The organism is Pseudomonas lurida (assembly GCF_002563895.1).
GTDB lineage: Bacteria > Pseudomonadota > Gammaproteobacteria > Pseudomonadales > Pseudomonadaceae > Aquipseudomonas > Aquipseudomonas lurida.
In genome coordinates this window covers 1015656-1038448 of the sequence record NZ_PDJB01000001.1, presented here as the reverse complement: position 1 = coordinate 1038448, position 22793 = coordinate 1015656, and the positions used below count along the sequence as shown (strand labels likewise).

Below are 22793 nucleotides of genomic sequence, written 5' to 3'. Positions count from 1 at the left end.
TCAGGCCACAGCGGCCTGATAGCGGGCGGCGACTTCTGGCCAGTTAATGACACTGTAGAAGGCATTGATGTATTCCGGGCGGCGGTTCTGGTACAGCAAGTAGTAGGCGTGCTCCCACACGTCGAGGCCGAGGATCGGCGTGTTGCCGTTCATCAGTGGGCTGTCCTGGTTGCCACTGCTTTCCACTACCAAGGTCTTTTGCGGGGTGACACTCAGCCACGCCCAGCCGCTGCCAAAGCGCGTCAACGCGGCTTTGGTGAAGGCCTCCTTGAAACTGTCGAAGCCGCCCAACTGCTCGTCGATGGCCTTGCCCAGCACGCCCTCGGGCTTCCCGCCGCCTTTGGGCGACATCACCGCCCAGAACAGCGAGTGGTTGGCATGCCCGCCGCCCTGGTTGATCACCGCTGCACGCAGTTTTTCCGGCAGCTGCTGCACGCTGGCCACCAGCCTCTCGATCGGCCAACCCGCAAACTCGGTGCCTTCGACCGCAGCGTTGAGGTTGTTGATGTAAGTCTGATGGTGCTTGGTGTAGTGGATCTCCATGGTTTGCGCATCGATATGCGGTTCCAGGGCGTCGTACGCGTAAGGCAGGGCAGGCAAGGTATAAGTCATATCAATGGGCTCCGTATTGAGACGTGGTCGGCTGCGCCGCAGTGCCACCCAGCAAGCGATGGGTTCGAGGGTACTCGCCGTGATCGCTGATGAAATTCAACAGCTCGACGTAGGTTTTGCTGCTCTGGCGCAGGGCCGCTTCCCGCAGCTGCGGGCTCAGGCGTGGGTCCTGCATGGTCTGCAACAGACGTTGGTGAATAGCACAGAGGTATTCCGCACTTTCCTCCGGTTGGTTCAGGCGCAGGTGCAGATCCGCCAGGTTGTGATGGGAAATGACGCAAGCCGCCACTGCTTCGTCGGCATCCGCCCAGCGTTCGAACAAAACTTGAGCCAGGGCAAGGGCTTGCAAATAGGCCTCGCGAGCGTCAACCAATTCGCCCGCCATAAAGCAGCGATTGGCCCGTTCGATCGTGCGTTTCCAGTGCTCCATGGTGAGCCTCCAAAGCAGGGTCGGTGATTACACGCCGCCGGCCGTGAGCTTTTCCGGGTCCAGCAGGATCTCCAGTTGGCTACGCGGCAAGTCGGTATGCTCGAGGGCGACATCGATCACCGGGCGGCCCTGCTGATAGGCCTTTTTGGCGATTTCAGCGGCCTTTTGATAACCGATGATCGGGTTGAGTGCGGTGACCAGGATCGGGTTGCGCGACAGCGCTTCCTTGAGCTTGGCTTCGTTGACCTTGAAACTGGCGACAGCCTTGTCCGCCAGCAATCGGCTGGAATTGGCCAGCAACTCGAGGCTGGCGATCAGGTTCTGCGCGATGATTGGCAGCATTACGTTCAGCTCGAAGTTGCCCGACTGGCCGGCGACGGTGATCACCGTGTCATTGCCGATGACCTGCGCCGCCACCATCGCCGTCGCTTCCGGGATCACCGGATTGACTTTGCCAGGCATGATCGAAGAGCCAGGCTGCAGGCCTTCCAGCTCAATTTCACCCAGGCCGGCGAGCGGACCGGAGTTCATCCAGCGCAGGTCATTGGCGATTTTCATCAGCGACACAGCGGTGGCTTTCAACTGACCGGACACGGCAACGGCGGTGTCCTGGGAGCCAATCAGGGCGAACAGGTTCTTTCCGGGCGTGAATGTCACGCCGGTGAGGCTGCTCAGTTGCCGGCTGAAACGCGCGGCGAACTCAGGGTGTGCGTTGATCCCCGTCCCTACTGCAGTACCGCCCTGAGCCAGCGCCTGCAAACTCGGCAGGAGGTCCTGCAGATGCCCGATATTGGCCTTGAGCTGCTGCGCCCAGCCATTGAGCACCTGGCTCATGCGCACCGGCATGGCGTCCATCAGGTGCGTGCGGCCGGTCTTGATGAACGGGTGAACCTCTTCGGCCTTTTGCTCGATCACCTGCACCAGGTGCAACAGGGCCGGCAGCGTTTGCTCGTGCAGGACCAGCGCAGCGCTGACGTGGATTGTGGTCGGGATGATGTCATTGCTGCTTTGACCGCAGTTCACGTGGTCGTTGGGGTTGACCGCCTCGCCCAGTAAACGGCTCGCGAGGGTGGCGATCACTTCGTTGGCGTTCATATTGGAACTGGTGCCGGAGCCGGTCTGGAAGATATCCACCGGGAAGTGCCGCATGAAATCGCCTTCCAGCAAACCTTGGGCAGCGTCGACGATCGCCTTGCCCTGCCCTTCGCTGATTTGCTTGAGGTCAACGTTGACCTTGGCCGCCGCAACCTTGGCCAATATCAAGGCGCGAATGAATTGCGCCGGCATGCGCTGGTTGCTGATCGGGAAGTTATTCACCGCGCGCTGGGTTTGTGCGCCGTACAAGGCCTCGGCGGGGACTTGCAGTTCGCCCATGCTGTCGCGTTCGATACGGGTGTTACTCATCGTTAGATCCTTGCACCAGGTCGGAGTGAGAAATGGAAGGCAGCAATTGGCAGGTCGCCAGTTGCCAGGCGAACGCCTGCCAGCGCTTGAGGCGGCAGGCACAGTGCGAGAGTTTTTCCAGGTCGCGCAGCGGGCGCCAGGCCTGGTCCAGGCACAGGGAGCGCCAGTGCCAGGGCAGCGCGATATCGCTGGCGGTGTCGAGCAACAGGCGAAATGAGGTTTCAGCGATCGTCCACGGATGGGTCGCGGTGCAGCACGCCAGGTATCGCCCTTCATTGAGGTAGTGTTCGATCAGGCGTGGCTCGTTGGGGTCGAGGCCGCAGCGAATCTGACGACTCATCCAGCGCCAGCTCTCGAGGTAAGGATCCTCATGCAGGACAGAACTCATGATCCACACTCATTCGGTAATGATATTTATTATTAAATGATATTGAGAATCAAAACAAGAGTGGCAAATCAATCACCGCTGACACGCGACCACAAAAAAAGGCGCGCCATCTTTAAGATGGCGCGCCTTTTGGTTGAAGCGTGTCGGAAGGATCAGCTACCGGCGACGGTCATCCGTTCGATCAACACCGAGCCCGTGCGGATGTTGCTGCGCAGTTCCAGGTCATTGCCGACCGCCACAATCTGCTTGAACATATCGCGCATGTTGCCGGCGATAGTCACTTCCTGGACGGCAAACTGAATCTCGCCGTTTTCCACCCAGAAACCCGCCGCGCCACGGGAATAGTCGCCCGTGACCATATTCAGGCCATGCCCCATCAACTCAGTCACCAGCAGGCCGCGGCCCATACGCCGCAACAGCGCCGCCTGGTCTTCGTCGCCGTGGGTCACAAACAGGTTGTGCACGCCGCCGGAGTTGGCGGTACTTGGCAGGCCAAGCTTGCGACCGGCATAAGTGCCAAGCACGTAGGACACCAGCTCACCGTTCTCGACAAACGGCTTGGCGTACGTTGCAAGGCCATCACCGTCAAACGCCGAACTGCCCATGGCGCGCATCAGGTGTGGACGCTCATCGATGGTCAGCCATTCAGGAAACAGCTTTTGGCCAATCGCCCCCTCCAGGAATGAGGACTTGCGGTACAGATTGCCGCCGGAAATCGCTCCCAGGAAACTGCCGAACAGGCCCCCGGCCAATTCCGCCGAAAACAGCACCGGCACCTCACAGGTCGGCACCGGGCGCGCGCCCAATCGGCTCGCCGCACGCTGCGCAGCACGTTGACCGATGCTGACCGGATCTGCCAGCAAATCGCCCTGGCGGTTCACGTCATACCAGTAATCACGCTGCATCTGGCCGTTGGCTTCGGCGATCATCACGCAGCTCAGGCTATGACGCGTGGAGGCATAACCCCCAATAAAACCATGACTGTTGCCATACACACGACAGCCCTGATGGGTGCTCAACGTGGTGCCATCTGCATTCTTGATGCGGGGATCGGCGTCGAACGCGGCGGCTTCACACGTCAGCGCCTGTTCTATGGCCTGCTCAGGCGTGATGTCCCAGGCGTGGAACAGGTCAAAGTCTTTCAAGTCCTTGGCCATCAACGCCTTGTCGGCCAGGCCCGAGCTTTCATCCTCGGAGGTGTGCTTGGCAATCGCCAGCGCCGCTGCCACGGTCTCGCGAATCGCTTCGGGGCCACTGGCCGAGGTACTGGCCGAACCTTTGCGTTGCCCCATATACAAGGTGATACCAAAACCTTGGTCGCGGTTGAACTCTACAGTTTCCACTTCCCGCTGGCGCACCGACGTCGACAGCCCCTGCTCCAGCGACACCGCCACTTCACAGGCACTGGCCCCCTGGCGCTTGGCCTCGGCAAGGATCTGCTCGACTTGTTCCTGCAGTGCCGGTAACGCTTGCGGACCGACGCTTTGGGCTGCACTCATGGTTTTCTCCACTCAAATTCTGCTTTCGGTTAAGGCCATCGAGCGACCGGGCCGGACAAGCGGCCCCCGACTGGTTATCATGGCGGCGTTTCTTTGCGGACTGCCACCATGGTTGATTCTTACGACGACTCCCTCGATGGGGAGAAAAGCAAAACCCAGGTCAAACGTGAGCTGCATGCTCTGGTTGACCTCGGCGAGCGCCTTACAACGCTCAAGAAGGATTTGATTGCAAAACTGCCATTGACCGACGAAATGCGCCGGGCCTTGGCGGATGCGCCCAAGCACACCGCGAATATCGCGCGTAAACGGCACATCATGTTTATCGGCAAACTCATGCGCGATCAGGACACTGACGCCATTCTGGCCTTGCTCGATCAAACCGATGCCTCCACTCGCCAGTACAACGAACGCTTCCATAACCTGGAACGTTGGCGTGACCGCCTGATCTCGGGCGATGACGCCGTGCTGGAAAAATTCGTACTGGACTACCCGGACGCGGACCGCCAGCAACTGCGCTCCCTGATCCGTCAGGCCCAGCACGAGCTGGCGCATAACAAGGCGCCGGCCACCAGCCGTAAAATCTTCAAGTACATCCGTGAGCTGGACGAGACTCAACGCGGCCTGCGCTGATCCTCTTCCCCGGGTGGCGGTCTTCGCCACCCGAAGCTCCCGCGCTTACGACCCCGTGCCACCCACGGTGATCGCATCAATCTTCAGCGTTGGCTGGCCAACACCTACCGGCACCGACTGCCCATCTTTCCCGCACGTGCCCACGCCGCTGTCCAGCGACAGGTCGTTACCGACCATCGACACCTTGCTCATGGCTTCCGGACCGTTACCGATCAACGTCGCACCTTTGACCGGGGCGGTAATCTTGCCGTCTTCGATCAAGTACGCCTCGCTGGTGGAGAACACAAACTTGCCGCTGGTGATATCCACCTGGCCACCACCGAGGTTGGCGCAGTAGATACCGCGCTTCACCGACGCGATGATCTCGGCCGGGTCGCTTTCGCCACCGAGCATGTAGGTATTGGTCATGCGGGGCATTGGCAAGTGCGCGTAGGACTCACGACGGCCGTTACCGGTGCGCGCCACGCCCATCAGGCGAGCGTTGAGCTTGTCTTGCATGTAGCCCTTGAGCACGCCATTTTCGATCAGGGTGGTGCATTCGGTCGGCGTGCCTTCGTCATCGACGCTCAACGAGCCGCGGCGCCCAGCCAGGGTGCCATCATCGACGATGGTGCAGAGCTTGGACGCGACCATCTCGCCCATGCGGCCGCTGTAGGCCGAACTGCCCTTGCGGTTGAAGTCACCTTCCAGGCCGTGGCCAACGGCTTCGTGCAGCAGCACGCCGGACCAACCTGAGCCCAGTACCACCGGCAAAGTACCGGCCGGCGCCGGAATGGCTTCCAGGTTGACCAGTGCCTGGCGCAGCGCTTCACGGGCATATCCCATGGCACGGTCATCGGTGAGGAAATAGCGGTAGTCGGTACGCCCGCCACCACCATGGCCACCGCGTTCGCGACGGCCGTTCTGTTCGACGATCACACTCACGTTGAAACGCACCAGCGGCCGCACATCTGCCGCCAGGCCGCCGTCAGTCGACGCCACCAGGATGCGTTCCCACACACCGGCCATGCTGACGGTAACCTGCTGGATACGCGGGTCCAGGGCGCGGGTAGCGGCGTCGATACGCTTGAGCAGCTCGACTTTTTCCGCGCGACTGATCACTTCCAGGGGGTTATCCGGCGCGTACAACTGCGCGACGTCCTGGGTGCTGAACGCCTGCACCGTGCCATTTTGCCCGGCGCGAGAGATGGAACGTGCGGCGCGTGCGGCCAGGCCCAAGGCCTCCAGGGTGATCGCATTACTGTAGGCAAAACCGGTTTTCTCGCCGGATTGCGCACGTACACCAACCCCTTGATCAAGGTTGAAACTGCCTTCCTTGACGATGCCGTCTTCCAGGGCCCAGGACTCGGAAATCTGCCCCTGGAAATACAGGTCGGCCGCATCGATGCCCGGCCCGGCGAGATCGCCCAGCACGGTTTGCAAGCTTTCGATGGTCACGCCACCGGGTGCCAGGAGGTGTTCACTGACTGAGGACAACAACTCGCTCATAGGTATGGCCTTAAATTCATCGTTCCGAAGCAGGTCGCTGTGCGCCCTGCGAGAAAAAGCGCCGATGGTTGACCACCGGCATGCGCGCCCTTATCGACGCCTGTTCACTGCTATCGCGTTCGGCCAGCAACACCGCCTCGCCTTGATCCTGTTGTGCCAGCACGCGTCCCCAGGGGTCGACGATCGCTGCATGGCCATGCGTTTCCCGTGGTCCCGGATGCACACCACCCTGGGCGGACGCCAGCAGGTAGCACTGGGTCTCGATGGCCCGCGCGCGAATCAGCACGTCCCAGTGTGCAGCACCGGTCACTGCCGTAAACGCCGAAGGCGCCGTAATCAATTCGGCCCCCGCCGCGCGCAATTCGCTATACAGCTCGGGGAAGCGCAGGTCATAACACACCGTCAGGCCCAAACGACCGACGGGCGTGTCCGCTACCACCACATCGCCCCCGAAAGCATAGTCGTCGGATTCGCGATAACGACCGCGAGCATCGGCGACATCCACATCGAACAGGTGCAGCTTGTCGTATCGAGCAACGATTTCGCCCTGATCATTCACCAGCAGCGAGCAGGCGTTAGGCTTGGCGTGCGGTTGGTCCTTGGGTGGCAACGGCAAAGTACCCGCCACTATCCATAAGGTGAGGTCGCGAGCGGTCTGTTTCAACCATGGCAGGATCGGGCCCTTGCCCAGCGCTTCGGCACGGCCGATATCGGCCACGTCACGGCGGCCCATGGCAGCGAAGTTTTCCGGCAGCACCGCCAGCTTCGCACCGCCTGCCGCCGCTTCTTCCAGCAGGCGACGGGCCTGGGCCAGGTTGGCCAGCACGTCACTCTGGCTGACCATTTGAATTACCGCAAAGGACATGGGCCGACACTCCGTAATGGGCATGCGGCCATGCTACTCCACAGGCTCTCAGTTTGGCTTTTCAAATGGCTTGTCGAAGGTGATTTTCGGGTCCTTCCACGGCCCTTCGACCTTGTATTGCACGCTGGCGAAGCGCGCAACACGATCACCGATCAGCTTGTCGATCAGGAACAACGCGCCACCAATGGCCGGCGCCCCGACGATCAGCGCGGCGATCGGCAGGTTGTTGGTGACCGGCAGGGTCACCAGCAGCTTGGCGTCGACACGGTCGGCCACCAGGTCCAGGGTGCCATTAAGCTCCAGATTGGTGGAAGGACCGGTCATGGTGATCGGCTCACGCGTCACGAACACGCCATTACTGGCCGCGAGCAAGCCTTTGACCCGGTCATAACTCAGGCCCTTGCCGAGCAAGTCCGAGAAGTCAAGTCGCAGGCGGCGCCCAATGGAATTGAAGTTGAGCAGCCCGAATACCCGCAGGGCCTGGGCGCCGCCTTCCACTTCCACGAACTGACCGTTGCGGAACGCCGCATCCAGGCTGCCGGAGAAGCGCTTGGGCCCCACATAGGCCGGCGAGCCGGGCCAACGCCCGTCCACATCCAAATGGAAATCCTGGCTCGTGACGGTGGGGGCATAACCCCAGCCCTTGAGTACATCGCCAATATTCTTGCCGTCCAGGCGGCCCTTGTACCAACTGCTGCTGTCACCCGCCGCACCTTCCCATCCACCGGCACCCTTGAGCTGCATGCCTTTGAGACCCAGGTCCAGGTTGTTGAAGGCCAGGCCCTTGGCCGTCGGACGGATTTTCAACGACCACGCGCCTATCAGGTCCGGGCCCTGGAATAGCTGGCCAATGGCAATATCCAGCGCCGGGATATCCTTGGGGTCGATGCTCGCCAACGGGTCCGGCGCGTTTTCGTCAGCCTGAACTGTTGGGTCCACCGCCGGCAGTTTCACGTATTGCAGGTTGATCGCAATCGGCGCGCCCTTGGCGTCTGGCAGGTTCACCGTGCCCTTGGCCTGCTGGCTGTCAAGCTGCAAGCCCCACGCCGCAGGCTTGCGGTCCAGTTGCAAATTGACCTGATCGAACTGAGTGCCAAGACCGGTCAGCTTACCCACCTTGAAATCGGCGCCGCTGAGCAATTGCTTGGCACTGCCGCCCGGATCGTTGCCCGCATAGCGGTCCACCAGTTTCTTCCAGGGATCGATATCAAGTTCCGACAACACCCCACGAATGCGCAACCCCTTGGACCCCGGTAGCACGGCATCGCCATCACCAAGGAACAGTTCACCGCGACCGTCATTGAATTTGTCCGGCGGCGCAGCAAAGGTAAAGTTCGCCAGCTCACCATAATCGAACCAATAGCGGCGCTCGGCGCCCTGCAAGGTCATACGGAAGACACTGTCACGCCCCTGGCTGGCGGGCATGCCAAACGGCGCTGGCAGGTCCACTGCCACACCCTTGAGGTTGGAGCTGACCATCAGTTGGCTGTCGGCGCCGTCCAGGGTCAGTTGCAGCTGGTAAGGAATATCGCCCGACACCGGCAACGGCTGGGTGATTTTCAGCCAATCCGTCAGCCGCTTGACCGTGACCTGGCCCTTGGCAGTCACGCGAGTGCTGATATTGCCCGGCTTGCCGTCGGCAAAGATCTGCGCGCTGATCGGCCGGTCAAACGCCTGGGCCGTGATGTTCTGGCCGCTGAGCCCCTTGGCACTGTCGAACCGGAAATCGCCCTTGAGTTGCGTCAGGTCCAGGGAGGGTTCAGCCAGTTGCAGGCGTGCCTTATCGGTCTTGAAGTCCACCACGATTTTCGGCTCGGTGCCCTTGGCCAGCGGAATGTCCAGGTCCAGACTGCCTTGCAGGTCGCCCTCGCCCTTCCAGCCGGCAAAAGTCGAGGCGGTGCCAATCGGTGCCTCCTGGAGGATTTTCAGACCATCGCCCAAGCCACCGGCAAAACCACCGGTGAGCAGCAGATGGCTGTCCTTGCCTTCAGGGGCGTGGGGAATATTGACGTAGACATCCTTGACCTTGGTGTCGAGCAACTGGCCTTTGCTGGCGAGGATGCGCACGCCGCTCTCCTCGACAAACACTTCGCCATTGACCTTGCTCACATGCGGCCAGCCCGGCTGGAACGCCAGTTCGGCATCATGCACCTTGAAGAACAGGCTGATATTGCGCGAAGCTGGCAATGCGTCGTGGTTCAGCGAACCCTGATACTGGAAGAAACCCTGGTCCACCGCGCCTTTGAGGATCGCGGTGCGCAGCCACTCATCCAGCGCAGGACTCAACACCGCCGGCAGGTACTTGGGTGTGAAGCGCCCATCGCCATCGACCATGCCGACCCGCAGGTCCATGTAGTCTTCCTGGCTGTGGTCGAAATGCAGGCGAATCAGGAAGTCGGCAGCCACTTTGCCCTCTTCGCCCAACACCTTGATGTACGGTGCGATCAGGGTGAAGCCCTCTTTGTCCAACTTCCATGTCAGGCGCGCGTTGGCTTGGATGTACTGCCAGGGCTTGGCAAAGATTGGATCGAGGTGCAGCGAGAAGTCCTTGCTGTCCATGCGCAACTCGCCATGGCCAAGGTCACCGCTGATGCTGCCGGACACATTGCGCGCGGCCGGCGCGCCGAAGTAGGCATCAAAACCGATGCGCTCGAGATTGGCGGCGAAGCTGACTTTTTGATCCGTGGTGTCTTGAGGGCGGAAATCCACCAGCACATTGCGCAGCAGGCCTGTGGCCTTGAGGTGCTGGACAGTCTTGGCCACGCCTTCCGGCAGCGGTGCCAGTGCATTGAGCAGTGGCGTGATCGGGGTCAGGTCCAGGCGGTCGGCCTGGAGCTTCCAGACTTCCTGGCCCTTATCGGTGGCCAGGGCCTGCTGCAATTGCAGGCGAGATTCCCAGCGGGTCTCCCCCAGGTTCATCGCCAGCGAGTCGAACAGCACCTTGAGGCCGGTGTCACTGCGTTGCAGGTAGGCGGTAAGGGCGAGGTTCTCAATATGCACCGGCTTGCGATCGGCGTAGCTGCCCTTCACCTGCGGCGCATTGAGCCGCGCCACTGCGCTTTGTACGGTGCCGTTGGCCCAGGTCAGCCAGAACTCGCCGCCCGCCTTGAATTGGGTGAGTTTCCACTGCTGGGTGAGCTTGGCCGGGATCCACTTGGCCCAGTCGCTCTGCGGCAGGCTCAGGTAAGCCTGGACTTCAGCGTCCTTCCACTGGCTCGCCCGGATACGGGTGCGCAGATTGACGGCCAGCGGCTGCCCGTCAGGCAGCGTCAAGCGTGCGTCCAGACGCTGGCGAGTTGCGCCGGTATGCAGGCTCAGGCCGACATACGTCAGGGTCACCGGCGCATGGTCAAACGGCTGCAATGTCACCTGGCTGTCGAGCAGCGAAACGCGCTTGACCATTTGCATGCGCTTGAGCACTTGCGCTGGGTCCAGCGGCTGCTCGTCCTGGACGGGCAAGCCCTGCAGGGCCCATTTACCGTCCTTGTCTTCCTTGACGCTGAGTTGCAGGCCGCTGACTTGCAGGTGCGCGATTCGGACTTCGCGGGCCATCAGGCTGGCCCAGATGTCCGGCACCACTTCGACCTGGTCCAGGCGCAAGGCACTGCTGCCCTCGCCCACCATCACATCATGGGCCAGCAATACCGGCGCAAAGCCGCTCCAGCGGCCTTCGAGGCTGCCGATGTGCAATGGCATGCCCACCGCAGCCTGCGCCTTGGCCTCGACTTCTGCACGGTACTCGGCCACCAGCGGCGTCAATTCACGACCCAGGCTCACATACACTGCCGCCAATACCAGCAGCAAGGCACAGAGGCCCAGGCCCCAACGGGTCAAAGCGGCAAAAAAGCGTATCAGACGCTCCATGTCAGGCGACCCTCAAGGCGGTAATCGGACGGCAGGTCAAGGCCTGCCTGTCTCATAAAGGGAAAACGATTGGGGATCAGAGCAGCACCACGTCGTATTGTTCCTGGGAATACATGGTTTCGACCTGGAAGCGTATCGTGCGCCCGATAAACCCCTCCAGCTCGGCGACGTTACCGGATTCTTCGTCCAGCAGCCGATCGACCACTTTCTGGTTGGCGAGCACCCTGTAGCCTTCGGCCTGGTAGGCCCGCGCCTCCCGCAGGATTTCGCGGAAAATCTCGTAGCAAACCGTTTCCGGCGTCTTCAATTTACCGCGGCCCTGGCAACTGCTGCACGGCTCGCACAGCACCTGCTCGAGGCTTTCTCGGGTGCGTTTGCGGGTCATCTGCACCAAGCCAAGCTCGGTAATGCCGATGATGTTGGTCTTGGCGTGATCGCGCTCCAGTTGCTTCTCGAGGGTGCGTAGCACCTGGCGCTGATGCTCTTCATCTTCCATGTCGATGAAGTCGATGATGATGATGCCGCCCAGGTTGCGCAGGCGCAGTTGGCGGGCAATCGCGGTGGCCGCTTCGAGGTTGGTCTTGAAGATGGTCTCTTCGAGGTTGCGATGACCGACGAACGCGCCGGTGTTGACGTCGATGGTGGTCATGGCTTCCGCCGGGTCCACCACCAGATAGCCGCCGGACTTGAGCGGCACCTTGCGCTCCAGGGCTTTCTGGATTTCGTCTTCGACGCCATACAGGTCAAAGATCGGCCGCTCGCCGGGGTAGTGTTCCAGGCGGTCGGCAATTTCCGGCATCAACTCGGCAACAAATTGCGTGGTGCGCTGGAAGGTTTCCCGCGAGTCGATGCGAATTTTCTCGATCTTCGGGCTGACCAGGTCGCGCAATGTGCGCAGGGCAAGGCCCAGGTCCTCGTAGATCACGCTCGGCGCGCCAATGGTCTTGATCTGTGCGCCAATCTGGTCCCACAGGCGCCGCAGGTAGCGGATGTCCATGAGGATCTCATCGGCGCCAGCGCCCTCGGCAGCGGTGCGCAGGATAAAGCCGCCGGCTTCCTTGATGCCCTCGGCGGCCACGCAGTCGCTGACCACCTTCTTCAGGCGCTCGCGCTCGGCTTCATCTTCGATCTTCAAGGAAATGCCGACATGCGCGGTACGTGGCATGTACACCAGGTAACGCGACGGGATCGACAGCTGGGTGGTCAGGCGTGCGCCCTTGGAGCCAATGGGGTCCTTGGTGACTTGCACCACCAGGCTCTGCCCTTCATGCACCAGGGCGCTGATGCTTTCTACCGCCGGGCCTTCGCGCAGGGAAATTTCCGAAGCATGGATAAACGCGGCACGGTCGAGGCCGATGTCGACGAATGCAGCCTGCATCCCCGGTAATACGCGCACCACCTTGCCTTTGTAGATATTACCGACGATCCCGCGCTTCTGGGTGCGCTCGACATGCACTTCTTGCAGAACACCGTTCTCTACCACCGCCACGCGCGATTCCATCGGCGTGATATTGATCAGAATCTCTTCGCTCATGGCTGGGTCTCGTTCAGGCGTTTTCACAATAGTGACCGGTCGCTTAAGGCTGGGCGCTGGAATACGACGCTCAGCGCACGGTAAGGTTTTGCCAACAGGGTATGCCGAATTGGTCGAGCAGTTGCGCGGTTTCGCACACCGGCAGGCCTACCACGGCGGAATAACTGCCATTGAGCCCGGCGACGAATACCGAGCCCAGGCCTTGAATAGCATAGCCGCCCGCCTTGTCCTGGGGTTCGCCACTGTGCCAGTAGGTTGTCGCTTCCTCGACAGAAATACCGCGAAAACGTACACGACTGCTTACACATCGGGTTTCGCTGCGCTGACCGTCGGTGAGGGCAATGGCCGTGAGCACTTCATGCTCACGCCCCGCCAAGGCCATCAACATCGCCAGGGCGTCGGCCTGGTCCACGGGCTTGCCGAGGATCTTGCCATCGACGATCACGGCAGTATCGGCCCCCAATACACAGGCGCCCAAGGTTTTCCCGAGCACGGCAAAACCCGCCGCGGCCTTGCCGCGCGCAAGGCGCTCGACGTAGGCAACGGCAGGTTCGTTTGTGAGAGGCGTTTCATCAATGGCGGCACTGACCACGGTGAAGGGCACACCGATCTGGGTCAGCAGTTCACGCCGCCTCGGAGAGCCCGAGGCCAGGTAAAGCGAATTCATTGCAGACTCTCCCTGTAGGGTTCGATAACCAGGCAGAGCCTCGCAATCCATTCAATTGATTTTATAGCGACGGCGCAACCCACGCAGACCGAAGCTGATCCATGGCCACAGCAACGCACTGACCAGGGCTGGCAGCACCAGCGCCAGGGTCGGCTGACGGTTGCCGGTCAACGCGCTGAGCCACAGTTGGACAAGCTGCGCCAGGCCGAAGATCACCAGGATCACCAGGCACTGCTGCCACATCGGGAACATGCGCAGGCGCTGCTGTAAGGACAGCACCAGGAAAGTGATCAGGGTCAGGATCAACGCGTTCTGGCCCAGCAAGGTGCCATAGAGCACATCTTCCGCCAAGCCCAGGAACATCGCCGTGACCATGCCGACTTTGTGCGGCAGGTTCAGCGACCAGAACGCCAGCAGCAGCGCCAGCCAAAGCGGACGCAGGATTTCCATGAACTGGGGCAGCGGCGAAACGCTGAGCAGCAAGCCGATGGCGAAGGTCAGCCAGACGATCCAGCCGTTGCGGGAATGAGTACCGGCCATTATTCCTCCCTCTGCCGCGTGGTTGCCGGGGCGCTGGCCGCTGGGCGTGCGGCCGGGGTAGCAGCAGGCGGTTTGGCCGCCGGAGTGGTGGTGGCCGGCGTCGACGCAGGAGGCTTGGCCGCCGGAGTGGTAGTGGCCGGCGTCGATGCGGGAGGCTTGGTCGCGGCCGGTTTAACCGCGTGCGCGGCGGGCTTCACGGGTGTAGTCATTGGCGCCGCCGTTGCCGGGGCAGCCGCAGGCGTAGCCGGTGTCGCAGCGGCAGGCTTTGGCACCGTGGCAGGAACGATCGGCGTGGTGCCGTTCTTCTTGTCTTCGGCTTCCTGGGCCTGGGCGGCGTCGTTGGCGCGCTCTTCCGGGGTGCGGTTGTCGCTGAACACCAACAGCAGGTAGCGACTGCGGTTCAACGCAGCAGTGGGCACGGCACGCACAATGGCAAACGGCTGGCCGGAGTCGTGGATCACTTCCTTGACCGTGGCCACCGGGTAACCGGCCGGGAAACGCTGACCCAGGCCGGAGCTGACCAACAGGTCGCCTTCCTTGATATCGGCGGTATCGGCCACATGCCGCAACTCAAGGCGCTCGGGGTTACCGGTACCGCTGGCAATCGCGCGCAGCCCGTTGCGGTTCACCTGTACCGGAATACTGTGGGTGGTGTCGGTCAGCAGCAACACCCGCGAGGTATAGGGCATCAGTTCAACCACCTGGCCCATCAGGCCACGGGCGTCAAGCACAGGCTGGCCGAGGACCACGCCGTCGCGCTCACCCTTGTTGATGATGATCCGGTGGGTGAAGGGGTTGGGGTCCATGCCGATCAACTCGGCCACTTCGACCTTTTCGTTGACCAGTGCCGAGGAATTGAGCAACTCGCGCAGCCGAACGTTCTGCTCGGTGAGGGCCGCCAGCTTTTGCATGCGCCCCTGCAACAGCAGGTTTTCCGTCTTGAGTTTTTCGTTCTCGGCGACCAGCTCGGTGCGGCTGCCGAATTGGCTGGCCACGCCCTGATACAGACGTTGCGGCAGGTCGGTGATCCAGTAGGTCTGCATCAACACCAGCGACATCTGGCTACGCACGGGCTTGAGCAGTGCAAAGCGGGCATCGACCACCATCAGCGCGACCGAAAGCACGACCAGCACCAACAGGCGCACGCCCAATGAGGGGCCTTTGGCGAAAAGCGGTTTAATAAGCCGCTCCTCCCAGGCAAATGTTCTCTTTATTCATACGGCATCTAACCGGCCTGGATGCAGATTGAAGAAGATAAACGCCAACAGGCAGCACTGCAAAGTGCTGCCTGCGGGCGAAACATGGGCAAACCAGCAACCACTTATTCGCTGGAGAGCAGGTCCATGGTGTGTTTATCCATCATTTCCAGTGCACGGCCACCACCACGGGCGACGCAGGTCAGCGGGTCTTCGGCGACGATCACCGGCAGGCCGGTTTCCTGGGCCAGCAGCTTGTCGAGGTCGCGCAGCAGGGCGCCACCACCGGTCAGCACCAGGCCACGCTCGGCGATATCGGAAGCCAGTTCCGGCGGCGATTGCTCCAGGGCGCTCTTCACAGCCTGAACGATGGTGGCCAGGGACTCTTGCAGAGCTTCCAGCACTTCATTGGAGTTCAGGGTGAAGGCCCGTGGGACGCCTTCGGCCAGGTTGCGACCGCGCACATCGACTTCGCGCACTTCGCCGCCAGGGTAAGCGGTACCGATTTCCTGCTTGATGCGCTCGGCGGTGGATTCGCCGATCAGGCTGCCGTAGTTACGACGCACATAAGTGATGATCGCTTCGTCGAAGCGGTCGCCGCCGACGCGCACGGATTCGGCATACACCACACCGTTCAGGGAAATCAGGGCGATTTCAGTGGTGCCACCACCGATATCCACCACCATCGAACCACGGGCTTCTTCAACCGGCAGGCCGGCACCGATCGCAGCGGCCATTGGCTCTTCGATCAGGAACACTTCGCGGGCACCGGCACCGAGGGCCGATTCACGGATGGCACGACGCTCAACCTGGGTGGACTTGCAGGGAACGCAGATCAGCACACGAGGGCTGGGCTGCAGGAAACTGTTTTCGTGAACCTTGTTGATGAAGTACTGCAGCATCTTCTCGCAGACACTGAAGTCGGCGATCACGCCGTCTTTCATCGGACGAATGGCGGCAATATTGCCTGGTGTACGGCCGAGCATGCGCTTGGCCTCGGTGCCGACGGCAACGACACTTTTCTGATTACCATGGGTCCGAATGGCCACAACCGATGGCTCATTCAGGACGATACCGCGCTCGCGCACGTAAATAAGGGTGTTGGCAGTGCCCAGGTCAATGGAAAGATCGCTGGAAAACATGCCACGCAGTTTCTTGAACATGGGAAAGGGACCCTAGGCAACGCGTGGGTAAAAAAGTGCGGCAAACTCTAACAACGACAGGGATTTTGGGCAAGGCGCCAATGTGCTAAATTGGCCGACTTTCTGTGCACCAACCCCCACAATCGCGGCCGTAAGACCGTAGAAATGCGGTAGTGTTCCGACAATCTAACACACGGACAGCCTCCGTTCTGTTTTCCACTGGAGATTCCCATGACGCTTGAACGCTCCGACGTGGAAAAAATCGCGCATCTGGCCTCGCTTGGCCTGAATGAAGGCGATCTTCCACAGACCACCGCAGCCCTGAACAGCATTCTCGGGCTGGTCGACCAAATGCAGGCCGTGAATACCGACGGCATCGAGCCCCTGGCTCACCCGCTGGAAGCCAGCCAGCGCCTGCGCGCAGACGTCGTGACCGAGAGTAATAATCGCGAGGCCTACCAGTCCATCGCGCCAGCGGTCGAAAACGGCCTGTACCTGGTTCCGAAAGTCATCGACTAAAGGGAAAGAGCCTGCAATGCATCACATGACTCTGGCCGAGATCGCCCGCGGTCTCGCCGACAAAAAGTTTTCTTCCGAAGAGCTGACCAAGACCCTGCTGGCGCGCATCGCCGAGCACGATCCAAAGGTCAACAGCTTCATCAGCCTCACCGAAGAGCTGGCCTTGAGCCAGGCCAAGGCCGCCGACGCACGTCGCGCCAACGGTGAAAATGGCGCACTGCTGGGCGCACCGATCGCCCACAAGGACCTGTTCTGCACCCAGGGCATTCGCACCAGCTGCGGCTCGAAGATGCTCGACAACTTCAAGGCACCCTACGACGCCACCGTGGTGTCCAAACTGGCCGCAGCCGGGGCCGTGACCCTGGGCAAGACCAACATGGACGAATTCGCCATGGGCTCGGCCAACGAGTCGAGCTACTACGGCGCGGTGAAAAACCCGTGGAACCTGGACCACGTGCCCGGCGGTTCGTCGGGTGGCTCGGCTGCCGCGGTTGCCGCGCGCTTCCTGCCGGCCGCCACCGCCACCGACACCGGGGGTTCGATCCGCCAGCCAGCGGCCTTCACCAACCTCACCGGCCTGAAGCCGACCTACGGTCGCGTTTCCCGCTGGGGCATGATCGCCTACGCCTCCAGCCTTGATCAGGGCGGCCCTCTGGCCCGCACTGCCGAAGACTGCGCGATTTTGTTACAAGGCATGGCAGGCTTCGACAAACAGGACTCCACCAGCATCGATGAGCCCGTGCCGGACTACAGCGCCAGCCTGAATACCTCGATCAAGGGCCTGCGCATCGGCGTGCCGAAGGAATACTTCAGCGCCGGCCTCGACCCACGCATTGCTGAACTGGTGCACAACAGCGTCAAGGCGCTGGAGAAGCTCGGCGCGGTGATCAAGGAAATCAGCCTGCCGAACAACCAGCACGCGATTCCTGCTTACTACGTGATCGCACCGGCAGAGGCTTCCTCCAACCTGTCGCGCTTCGATGGCGTGCGTTTCGGCTACCGCTGCGAAAACCCGAAAGACCTCACCGACCTGTACAAGCGCTCCCGTGGCGAAGGCTTCGGCGCCGAAGTACAACGCCGGATCATGGTCGGTGCCTACGCCCTGTCGGCGGGTTACTACGACGCGTACTACCTCAAGGCGCAGAAAATCCGTCGCCTGGTGAAGAACGACTTCATGGCCGCCTTTGAACAGGTCGACGTGATCCTTGGCCCAACCACGCCGAACCCGGCCTGGAAGCTCGGCGCCAAGAACGGCGACCCGGTGGCAGCGTACCTTGAAGACCTGTACACCATTACCGCCAACCTCGCGGGCCTGCCGGGCTTGTCCATGCCTGCCGGTTTCGTCGATGGCCTGCCGGTCGGCGTGCAATTGCTCGCCCCGTATTTCCAGGAAGGCCGCCTGCTCAATGTGGCGCACCAGTACCAGTTGAACACTGACTGGCACACTCGCACCCCTACCGGCTTCTGAGGAGAACACTATGCAATGGGAAGTCGTGATCGGGCTGGAGATTCATACCCAGCTCGCCACCCAATCGAAGATTTTCTCCGGTAGCGCCACCACGTTCGGCTCCGAGCCCAACACCCAGGCCAGCCTGGTAGACCTGGGCATGCCCGGCGTACTGCCGGTGCTGAACCAGGAAGCGGTGCGCATGGCGGTGATGTTCGGCCTGGCGATTGACGCCGAGATCGGCCAGCACAACGTGTTCGCGCGCAAGAACTACTTCTACCCGGACCTGCCCAAGGGCTACCAGATCAGCCAGATGGAACTGCCGATCGTCGGCAAAGGCCACCTGGACATCCCCCTGGAAGACGGCACCATCAAGCGCGTCGGCGTCACTCGCGCCCACCTGGAAGAAGACGCCGGCAAAAGCCTGCACGAAGAATTCCCGGGCGCTACCGGTATCGACCTGAACCGTGCCGGCACGCCGTTGCTGGAGATCGTCTCCGAGCCGGACATGCGCAGCGCCAAGGAAGCCGTGGCCTACGTCAAGACCATCCACGCACTGGTGCGTTACCTGGGTATCTGCGACGGCAACATGGCCGAAGGCTCGCTGCGCTGCGACTGCAACGTGTCGATTCGCCCAAAAGGCCAAGTCGAGTTCGGTACTCGCTGCGAGATCAAGAACGTCAACTCGTTCCGTTTCATCGAGAAGGCGATCAACAGCGAAGTGCGTCGCCAGATCGAGCTGATCGAAGACGGCGGCAAGGTCATCCAGCAAACCCGCCTGTACGACCCGAACAAAGACGAAACCCGCGCCATGCGCAGCAAAGAGGAAGCCAACGACTACCGTTACTTCCCCGATCCGGACCTGTTGCCGGTCGTGCTTGAGGACTCTTTCCTCAACGACATCCGCGCCACCCTGCCGGAATTGCCGCAGCAGAAGCGCGAGCGCTTCCAGGAGCAGTTCGGCTTGTCGGTCTACGATGCCAGCGTGCTGGCCTCCAGCCGTGAGCAAGCCAACTACTTCGAAAAAGTCGTGAGCATTGCCGGTGACGCCAAGCTGGCGGCCAACTGGGTGATGGTGGAGCTGGGCAGCCTGCTGAACAAGCAAGGCCTGGAAATCGACGAAGCCCCGGTCACTGCCGAGCAATTGGGCGGCATGCTGCTGCGCATCAAGGACAACACCATCTCCGGCAAAATCGCCAAGACCGTGTTCGAAGCCATGGCCAGCGGTGAAGGCAGCGCCGACGAGATCATCGAGAAGCGCGGCCTCAAGCAAGTCACCGACAGCGGCGCGATCTCGGCCGTGCTCGATGAAATGCTCGCGGCCAACGCCGAGCAGGTCGAGCAGTACCGCGCGGCAGACGAAGCCAAGCGCGGCAAGATGTTCGGCTTCTTTGTGGGCCAGGCGATGAAAGCCTCCAAAGGCAAGGCCAACCCGCAACAGGTGAACGAACTGCTGAAAAGCAAGCTCGAAGGCTGACACGTGTAGGACCCGGCTTCTGTGGGAGCCGGGCTTGCCCGCGATGCAGGCGCCTCGGTGCATCAGTTACACCGAGGTGATGCCATCGCAGGCAAGCCAGCTCCCACACAAGCCAACGCCAACATTTGTAATGGGACTCCTTGCATGAAGCGTCTATTCGGCCTGCTGGCCCTGTTCTCCCTGCTGGCCGGTTGTGCCAGCGGTATCATCAACCCCAACGGCTACGACGAAACCGGCACCGCCTCCTATTACGGCGCCAAGCACCATGGCAACAAGACCGCCAGCGGTGAACCCTTCAACCAGAACGCCCTGACCGCCGCCCACCGGCAATTGCCGTTCGGCACCCAGGTCAAGGTCACCAATCTCGACAACGACAAATCCGTGGTTGTCCGCATCAATGATCGCGGCCCGCATACCCGTGGGCGCTTGATTGATCTTTCGCGCAAGGCTGCACAGCAACTGGGTATGATCAGCAGCGGAACCGCACGGGTTCGCGTGCAAGCCTTGAGCAACTGAAGACGGAGCCCTGGCCATTTTCGGATTAACCGCCCTTTCGCCCTGGAGCCTGCTGGAATTGGTCAGCGGCCTGGTGCTGCTGATCATCGGTGCCGAAATCCTGGTACGCGCCGCCGTGCGCCTGGCCGCAAGCCTCAAGGTGCGCCCGCTGATCATTGGCCTGACAATCGTCGCCTTCGGCAGCAGCGCGCCGCAGATGACCGTCAGCCTGCAAGCCACCTTGGCCGGCAACACCGATATCGCCGTGGGCAGCGTGATCGGCAGCAGCATCTTCAACATCCTGGTGACCCTGGGCCTGTCGGCATTGATTATTCCCCTGCGAGTCTCACGCCAGCTGGTGCGCCTGGACATTCCGGTGATGATCCTGGCCGGGCTGCTGGTGTTCACCCTCGCGGCCAATGAAGAACTCACGCCCATCGACGGCCTGGTGCTGCTCGTTGCCCTGCTTGCCTACCTGGGCGTGTTGCATTACCAGACGCGCCATTCCCGCCGCCCACGCACACTGGACACCGTCGCCCGCGCCCCCTGGTTGAGCAGTGTGCTGTTGATATTCGGCGGGTTGTTGGTCTTGGTGCTGGCCGGGCATTTGCTGCTGGGAGCGGCGGTGGATGTGGCTGGCGACCTGGGCCTGTCGGAGCGCGTGATCGGCCTGACCCTGATCGGTGTCGGCACCTCGTTGCCGTGCCTGGCGACGTCACTGATTGCAGCCCTGCGCGGCGAACGTGAAATTGCCGTGGGCAACGTGATCGGCAGCAACCTGTTCAACCTGCTCGGTGTACTGGGCCTGACCGCCCTGCTCGCGCCCTCCCCCCTGTCGGTGTCGCCCAACGCCCTGGATTTCGACCTGCCGGTGATGCTCGGCGTGGTGGTGCTGTGCCTGCCGGTGTTCTACATCGGCTACCGCGTCACCCGCGCCGAAGGCCTGGTGCTGCTGGGCTTGTACCTGGCGTACGGCCTGCATGTGATGGCATTCACCACTGGCATGCCCCTGGCGAACAAGCTTGAACAACTGATGCTGTATTACGTCCTGCCAGTGCTGGTGGCTTTCCTGTTGTTCAGCACGCTGCGAGCCTGGCGCCGCCAACACAAGAGGGAATCGCAATGACCGATCAGAAAAAGCCTGGGGTTGAAATGCGTCGCCAGGTCATGGGCGACGTGTTCGTCGACCGCGCCCTGGGCAACGCCACCGAGTTCAGCCAGCCGCTGCAGGATTTCGTCAACGAACACGCCTGGGGCAGTGTGTGGAACCGCGAAGGGTTACCGCTGAAGACCCGCAGCCTGATCACCCTCGCCGCCCTCACCGCGCTCAAGTGCCCGCAAGAGCTCAAGGGCCACGTGCGCGGCGCGCTGAACAACGGGTGTACGGTGGAAGAGATCCGCGAAGCGCTGTTGCATTGCGCGGTATATGCCGGGGTGCCGGCGGCGATTGATGCGTTTCGGGCGGCGCAGGAAGTGATCGATGCCTACCAGGCCGATAAGCAGTGACGGTTAGCGAGCGATCACAGGCAAGGCAGCTCCCACTGGGTTGATGTTTAGTACGCGTAAATGTGGGAGCTGGCTCGCCTGCGATTGGCCCTCACACACACCGGGAAAATCAGATCCAACCACCCGCCTGCAACACAAAGATCCCGATATTCGTGGTCACCGCCGCCATCAAGGTGGTGATCACGATAATCGCCGCCGCCAGCTCATGATTACCCTCGGCCGCCCGCGCCATGACAAAGCTGGCCGCTGCAGTCGGTGCACCGAAGTACAGGAACAGAATCCCCAGCTCTGGCCCCCGGAACCCCAGCAGCCAGGCGCCCAACGTCGCGACCAGCGGCAGGCCGATCATCTTCACCAGGCTGGCGCTGAGGGCCATGCTCCCGCTTTTGCGCAGAGCCGCCAGTGACAGCGTGCCACCGATGCAGATCAACGCGAGCGGCAAGGTCATGTCCGCCAGGTACTGGCCCGAAGACTCCAGCCAACCCGGCAAGCCAATCTGGAACACCGCGAACGGCGTGGCCGCAATCACGCTGATGATCAGCGGGTTGGCCACCACGCTCTTGCAGATGCTCCACGGGTCGGACTTGATCACCGGGCTGTACACCGCCAGCACGATGGTCGACAGGGTGTTGTAGAACAGAATCACCAGCGCCGCGAGAATCGCGCCGAGGGAAATCCCGTAGTCGCCGTACATGCTGGCGGCCAGCGCCAGCCCGATCACGCCGTTATTGCCGCGAAATGCACCCTGGGTATAAATGCCGCGGTCTTCACGTGGGCAACGCAAGATCGCCCAGCCCCAGGCCAGGGCAAAGCTGAGCAACGTGGCGACGGCAAAATAAATCAGCAAGCCCGGCTTGAGCGCCGAGTGCAGGTCGGCATGCAGGATGCCAAGGAACAACAACGCCGGCATGGTGACGTTGAACACCAAGGACGACGCCGTGTGGATAAAGTTGTCGTTGATCCAGTTGATGCGCTTGAGCAGCACACCCAGGAACAGCATGGCAAACACCGGCGCGGTGATGGTGAGGGTGGTGAGGAAAATTGCCAGCATGCCGGTGAACCTTGGTGAGCGTCGTTAGGTGGCTAATGA

The 22793-nt window shown here is 61.5% G+C and carries 21 protein-coding genes; 7 read left to right on the top strand and 14 right to left on the bottom strand.

Going from position 1 to position 22793, the window contains the following annotated elements; genetic code table 11:
* The 5 genes from ATH90_RS04635 to pmbA form a co-directional block, all read right to left on the bottom strand.
* A complete protein-coding gene (locus tag ATH90_RS04635) occupies positions 1 to 612 on the bottom strand; it encodes a superoxide dismutase (RefSeq protein ID WP_034102190.1) in 612 nt (203 codons plus the stop codon).
* Position 613: 1 nt separating this feature from the next.
* Entirely contained in the window at positions 614 to 1042 is a 429-nt protein-coding gene (locus tag ATH90_RS04630; RefSeq protein ID WP_034102189.1) for a hypothetical protein, read from the bottom strand.
* Positions 1043 to 1069: 27 nt separating this feature from the next.
* The gene (locus tag ATH90_RS04625; protein ID WP_034102188.1) at positions 1070 to 2446 is read right to left on the bottom strand and encodes a class II fumarate hydratase; all 1377 of its coding nucleotides are present in this window, start codon (positions 2444 to 2446) and stop codon (positions 1070 to 1072) included.
* Complete coding sequence (locus tag ATH90_RS04620; protein ID WP_034102187.1) at positions 2439 to 2834, bottom strand: hypothetical protein; 396 nt, start codon at positions 2832 to 2834, stop codon at positions 2439 to 2441. Before ATH90_RS04620 ends, ATH90_RS04625 begins: the two co-directional genes overlap by 8 nt.
* Positions 2835 to 2986: 152 nt before the next feature.
* Positions 2987 to 4333, bottom strand: coding sequence for a metalloprotease PmbA (pmbA, locus tag ATH90_RS04615; protein WP_034102186.1), 1347 nt, complete (start codon positions 4331 to 4333; stop codon positions 2987 to 2989).
* A gap of 108 nt (positions 4334 to 4441) precedes the next feature.
* Here pmbA and yjgA point away from each other — a divergent pair, with 108 nt between their 5' ends.
* Positions 4442 to 4963 carry a ribosome biogenesis factor YjgA gene (gene yjgA, locus ATH90_RS04610; protein ID WP_025856302.1) on the top strand — a complete coding sequence of 174 codons (522 nt, stop codon included), beginning with the start codon at positions 4442 to 4444 and terminating at the stop codon, positions 4961 to 4963.
* Positions 4964 to 5008: 45 nt separating this feature from the next.
* Here the strand turns inward: yjgA and tldD are convergent, their stop codons facing one another.
* The 8 genes from tldD to mreB all read right to left on the bottom strand — a co-directional run bounded on the left by tldD (position 5009) and on the right by mreB (position 16280).
* Positions 5009 to 6451 (bottom strand): metalloprotease TldD, encoded by a 1443-nt coding sequence (gene tldD, locus ATH90_RS04605; RefSeq protein WP_012722229.1) that lies wholly within the window; start codon positions 6449 to 6451, stop codon positions 5009 to 5011.
* Positions 6452 to 6467: 16 nt separating this feature from the next.
* Positions 6468 to 7316: a carbon-nitrogen hydrolase family protein gene (locus tag ATH90_RS04600; protein ID WP_098465789.1), complete on the bottom strand. Its 849-nt coding sequence runs from the start codon at positions 7314 to 7316 to the stop codon at positions 6468 to 6470.
* Between the two features lie 48 nt (positions 7317 to 7364).
* Positions 7365 to 11180, bottom strand: a complete 3816-nt coding sequence (locus ATH90_RS04595) for a YhdP family protein (protein WP_098465788.1) — start codon at positions 11178 to 11180, stop codon at positions 7365 to 7367.
* A 76-nt stretch (positions 11181 to 11256) separates the two neighbouring features.
* Complete coding sequence (rng, locus tag ATH90_RS04590) at positions 11257 to 12714, bottom strand: ribonuclease G (RefSeq protein WP_010213134.1); 1458 nt, start codon at positions 12712 to 12714, stop codon at positions 11257 to 11259.
* A gap of 70 nt (positions 12715 to 12784) precedes the next feature.
* Positions 12785 to 13381, bottom strand: coding sequence for a Maf family protein (locus tag ATH90_RS04585; RefSeq protein WP_034102183.1), 597 nt, complete (start codon positions 13379 to 13381; stop codon positions 12785 to 12787).
* A gap of 51 nt (positions 13382 to 13432) precedes the next feature.
* Positions 13433 to 13921 carry a rod shape-determining protein MreD gene (mreD, locus tag ATH90_RS04580; RefSeq protein WP_003171788.1) on the bottom strand — a complete coding sequence of 163 codons (489 nt, stop codon included), beginning with the start codon at positions 13919 to 13921 and terminating at the stop codon, positions 13433 to 13435.
* Positions 13921 to 15102: a rod shape-determining protein MreC gene (gene mreC, locus ATH90_RS04575; RefSeq protein WP_098465787.1), complete on the bottom strand. Its 1182-nt coding sequence runs from the start codon at positions 15100 to 15102 to the stop codon at positions 13921 to 13923. Before mreC ends, mreD begins: the two co-directional genes overlap by 1 nt.
* Positions 15103 to 15242: 140 nt before the next feature.
* Entirely contained in the window at positions 15243 to 16280 is a 1038-nt protein-coding gene (mreB, locus tag ATH90_RS04570) for a rod shape-determining protein MreB (protein ID WP_002555108.1), read from the bottom strand.
* A 210-nt stretch (positions 16281 to 16490) separates the two neighbouring features.
* Here mreB and gatC point away from each other — a divergent pair, with 210 nt between their 5' ends.
* From gatC to ATH90_RS04540, 6 genes are all read left to right on the top strand, one after another.
* Complete coding sequence (gatC, locus tag ATH90_RS04565) at positions 16491 to 16778, top strand: Asp-tRNA(Asn)/Glu-tRNA(Gln) amidotransferase subunit GatC (RefSeq protein WP_034102181.1); 288 nt, start codon at positions 16491 to 16493, stop codon at positions 16776 to 16778.
* A 16-nt stretch (positions 16779 to 16794) separates the two neighbouring features.
* Complete coding sequence (gatA, locus tag ATH90_RS04560) at positions 16795 to 18246, top strand: Asp-tRNA(Asn)/Glu-tRNA(Gln) amidotransferase subunit GatA (RefSeq protein ID WP_069021761.1); 1452 nt, start codon at positions 16795 to 16797, stop codon at positions 18244 to 18246.
* Between the two features lie 10 nt (positions 18247 to 18256).
* Complete coding sequence (gene gatB, locus ATH90_RS04555; RefSeq protein ID WP_034102179.1) at positions 18257 to 19702, top strand: Asp-tRNA(Asn)/Glu-tRNA(Gln) amidotransferase subunit GatB; 1446 nt, start codon at positions 18257 to 18259, stop codon at positions 19700 to 19702.
* Positions 19703 to 19846: 144 nt separating this feature from the next.
* A complete protein-coding gene (locus ATH90_RS04550; protein ID WP_098465786.1) occupies positions 19847 to 20218 on the top strand; it encodes a septal ring lytic transglycosylase RlpA family protein in 372 nt (123 codons plus the stop codon).
* 58 nt (positions 20219 to 20276) lie between these two features.
* A complete protein-coding gene (locus ATH90_RS04545; RefSeq protein WP_098465785.1) occupies positions 20277 to 21323 on the top strand; it encodes a calcium/sodium antiporter in 1047 nt (348 codons plus the stop codon).
* Entirely contained in the window at positions 21320 to 21703 is a 384-nt protein-coding gene (locus tag ATH90_RS04540; protein WP_034102176.1) for a carboxymuconolactone decarboxylase family protein, read from the top strand. The genes ATH90_RS04545 and ATH90_RS04540 overlap by 4 nt, the downstream gene beginning before the upstream one ends.
* Before the next feature lie 109 nt (positions 21704 to 21812).
* On the opposite strand, the gene ATH90_RS04535 is transcribed toward ATH90_RS04540, so the two are convergent.
* Positions 21813 to 22754, bottom strand: a complete 942-nt coding sequence (locus ATH90_RS04535) for an AEC family transporter (protein ID WP_034102175.1) — start codon at positions 22752 to 22754, stop codon at positions 21813 to 21815.
* Between the last annotated feature and the right edge of the window lie 39 nt (positions 22755 to 22793).